Raw genomic sequence first — 3050 nt, 5'->3', positions numbered from 1 at the left:
CCATCATGCTGGAGCTGCAAGATCGTTGATCGTCCCGAATCTGCTGGGTGTGGATTACTGCGCGCACACCATTGAGACGATACTAAAGCACGTTGCGCCGGGGCTGGGCTAGCGGGAATAAGCGTTAAAACGCCCGCCGGGGGGAATCAGGCGGGCTTAGGTGGAAGCTGAAATTGTGCAAACGGTGCCTGCACAATTTATCTGGTCTGACACAAGGCGACGTTATTTAGCCAGTAGCTCTTTACGGATGATCTCGGCACCTGCGCTCAGTGCGGCGAGCTTGCCTCTTGCCACGCCACGCGGTAATGGAATCATACCGCAGTTGGTGCAAGGGTAGAGCTCGTCGGCGTCGACGAACTGCAGCGCTTTGCGCAGCGTCGCGGCGACCTCTTCAGGGGTTTCAATATTGTTAGTTGCTACGTCAATGGCGCCCACCATCACTTTTTTCCCGCGGATCAGCTCCAGAAGCTCCATAGGAACATGCGAGTTCTGGCATTCGAGCGAGATAATGTCGATATTCGAATTTTGCAGATTCGGGAAAATCTCTTCGTACTGGCGCCACTCGGAACCCAGCGTCTTTTTCCAGTTGGTATTGGCTTTGATGCCGTAGCCGTAGCAAATATGCACCGCCGTTTCGCACTTCAGCCCTTCAATGGCTCTTTCCAAGGTGGCGATACCCCAGTCATTCACATCATCAAAGAAGACGTTAAACGCTGGCTCATCAAACTGAATAATATCCACGCCCACCGCTTCTAACTCTTTCGCTTCTTCATTCAGGATCTTAGCGAACTCCCACGCGAGTTTTTCACGGCTTTTATAGTGATTATCATACAGGGTATCGATCATCGTCATCGGACCCGGCAGGGCCCACTTAATTGGCTTGTCAGTCTGCAGACGTAAGAACTTAGCGTCCTCGACAAATACCGAGTTTTTGCGGCTCACCGGACCCACGACGGTCGGTACGCTAGCGTCGTAACGATCGCGAATCTTAACGATTTCACGCTGCTCGAAATCCACGCCTTCGAGATGCTCAATAAAGGTTGTGACGAAATGCTGGCGTGTCTGTTCGCCATCGCTGACAATATCAATCCCCGCCTGCTGCTGGTCTTCCAAGCACAGACGCAGAGCGTCTTTCTTGCCATCAATCAGTTCCTGATATTGCAATCTCCACGGTGACCATAAAACTTCAGGCTGTGCCAGCCAAGAAGGTTTAGGCAAGCTGCCAGCAGAGGAGGTTGGTAATAACTTTTTCATAATAGGTGACCTTGTAATTTCTGAATCAAAGAACGGTATCTTCAGACCATTGCTTAAAAACATTCTGGTAAGTCTTAATGAATTTCTCTTCGGTCAATTTGCCCTGCTCAACGGCCAGCTGGCTACGCTCTTCGCGATCGTAAACAATTTTCGTTAATACATAATCCTGACTGTTCAGGCTTGGCTGATACTCTTGTCCCGCTACTGAATTCGCGTTGTAAATTTCAGGACGGTAAATTCTCTGGAATGATTCCATCGTGCTGATGGTGCTGATCAGCTCAAGATCCGTATAGTCATTAATTAAGTCACCGGAGAAATAGAAGGCCAGAGGCGCGACCGCGTTTGGCGGCATAAAATAGCGTGCCTCTAATCCCATTTTCTTGAAGTAGTGATCGGTCATGGACAAAGCATTCTGACGATATTCAACGCCTAGTACCGGATGCTGATAGTCGGTGCGGTGATAAGTTCTTTTGCTGGACACGCTCAGGCAGATAACCGGCTGCTTCTTAAAATTTTCTTTGTAGGTACTTGAGTTAACGAAAGATTTAAACAGATTTCCGTGCAGCACACCAAAATTATCTGGCGTGCTAAAGCTAGATTTGTCCTTGTTATGTTCTAACAGCACCACGCTAAAGTCATAATCACGCACGTAAGAAGAGAAATTATTTCCGACAATCCCCTCAATGCACTGATTTTTTTTACGATCGACGATATTGGTTTTCAATATTTCAATCACGGGGAAGGGAACGCCTTTGCCTTCCACATCCATATCAACAGAGACGATCTCAAGCTCCACGGCGTAACGATCACCGTTGGGATTATCCTTGCGCGCCAAGCTATTGAAACGATCGTCAATCATCGTCAGGGCATTACGCAAGTTTTCCTGACGCTTCTCACCGCGCGCTAAATTAGCGAAGTTGGTGGTAATACGGGTATTTTCAGAGGGGTTATAATTCTCATCGAATGAGAGGCTTTTAAGCGTAAATTTAAATTTATTTTTCATGGCGATGAAATATCCTGATTTCTGATATAAGATCTGAATTTTTTATTCAGTGCTTTCAAATTTTCTTTTCTGGTTTTATTATTAAGATGGTCTGAATAAAATAGCAATAAGTACTTTATGACAGAGTCACTGATTGAGGAAAAGTGATTTAATTTCATTGCTGTATGAGGCATCTTCATGATCGCATTAAGCTTAGGAGTGTTATGTTATAACTATCTGAATTTATTGATTTTATAATAAATTTGGCACAGGATCCTGCGCCAGAGGCGAATATCGCAGTGATTACTTCTTCTTATCCAGTCGTGACTTCAAATCGGCAAACGGATATTAGCCATTAACACTAAGTCTCTTTCTGGCCTTCGGTATTGATACCCGGGCTAGGAAAATAGCTTTGTTGATTACGCTGCCATTCTGACGGACTTTTACGACAATACAGTGCATATAAACAATGGGATACAGCGCATCCGGTTTTGCCACTCAGCGCCCTTTTTTTCTACGGCATCGGTGACCTCAGATATCAGCGAGGGTGACACATCGGCGTCGTACATCTCTTTGAACATGGCAACGATTTCACGGGGGGCATACCTCTGGCGTAGAGAGCTAAAATTTGGCTGTCTATCTGCATAATACGCGTCTGGTTTTTCTTAATTAGCTGAGGTTCAGAGGTGTTTTCACGATCACGCAGCGTATTCAGCGCAATCTCGCCATCATCGCAAAACAGGGTTTTTGACGAACAGCCATTACGGGTATTAGAGCCTTTTGGGGGGCATTTTTCTGGCACTGTTGCAAAGAT

General features: G+C 46.2%; 2 protein-coding genes and 1 pseudogene. All 3 read right to left on the bottom strand.

Annotated features, from left to right (window positions below):
- Positions 1–222 precede the first annotated feature (222 nt).
- Positions 223–1254, bottom strand: coding sequence for a methionine synthase (locus BBW68_RS11020; RefSeq protein WP_070135403.1), 1032 nt, complete (start codon positions 1252–1254; stop codon positions 223–225).
- Positions 1255–1279: 25 nt separating this feature from the next.
- Positions 1280–2257 carry a DUF1852 domain-containing protein gene (locus BBW68_RS11015; RefSeq protein ID WP_070135402.1) on the bottom strand — a complete coding sequence of 326 codons (978 nt, stop codon included), beginning with the start codon at positions 2255–2257 and terminating at the stop codon, positions 1280–1282.
- 346 nt (positions 2258–2603) lie between these two features.
- A pseudogene (locus BBW68_RS16750) lies at positions 2604–3050 on the bottom strand (transposase); the annotation flags it as partial.

The sequence above is a fragment of the Candidatus Erwinia dacicola genome (assembly GCF_001756855.1).
GTDB lineage: Bacteria > Pseudomonadota > Gammaproteobacteria > Enterobacterales > Enterobacteriaceae > Erwinia > Erwinia dacicola.
This window is presented reverse-complemented; position numbering and strand designations above follow the sequence as displayed.

What these genes read in the sequence shown, in the direction of transcription:
- BBW68_RS11020 (WP_070135403.1), bottom strand. Translation starts at nt 1,254, where the DNA reads ATGAAAAAGTTATTACCAACCTCCTCTGCTGGCAGCTTGCCTAAACCT.
- BBW68_RS11015 (WP_070135402.1), bottom strand. Translation starts at nt 2,257, where the DNA reads ATGAAAAATAAATTTAAATTTACGCTTAAAAGCCTCTCATTCGATGAG.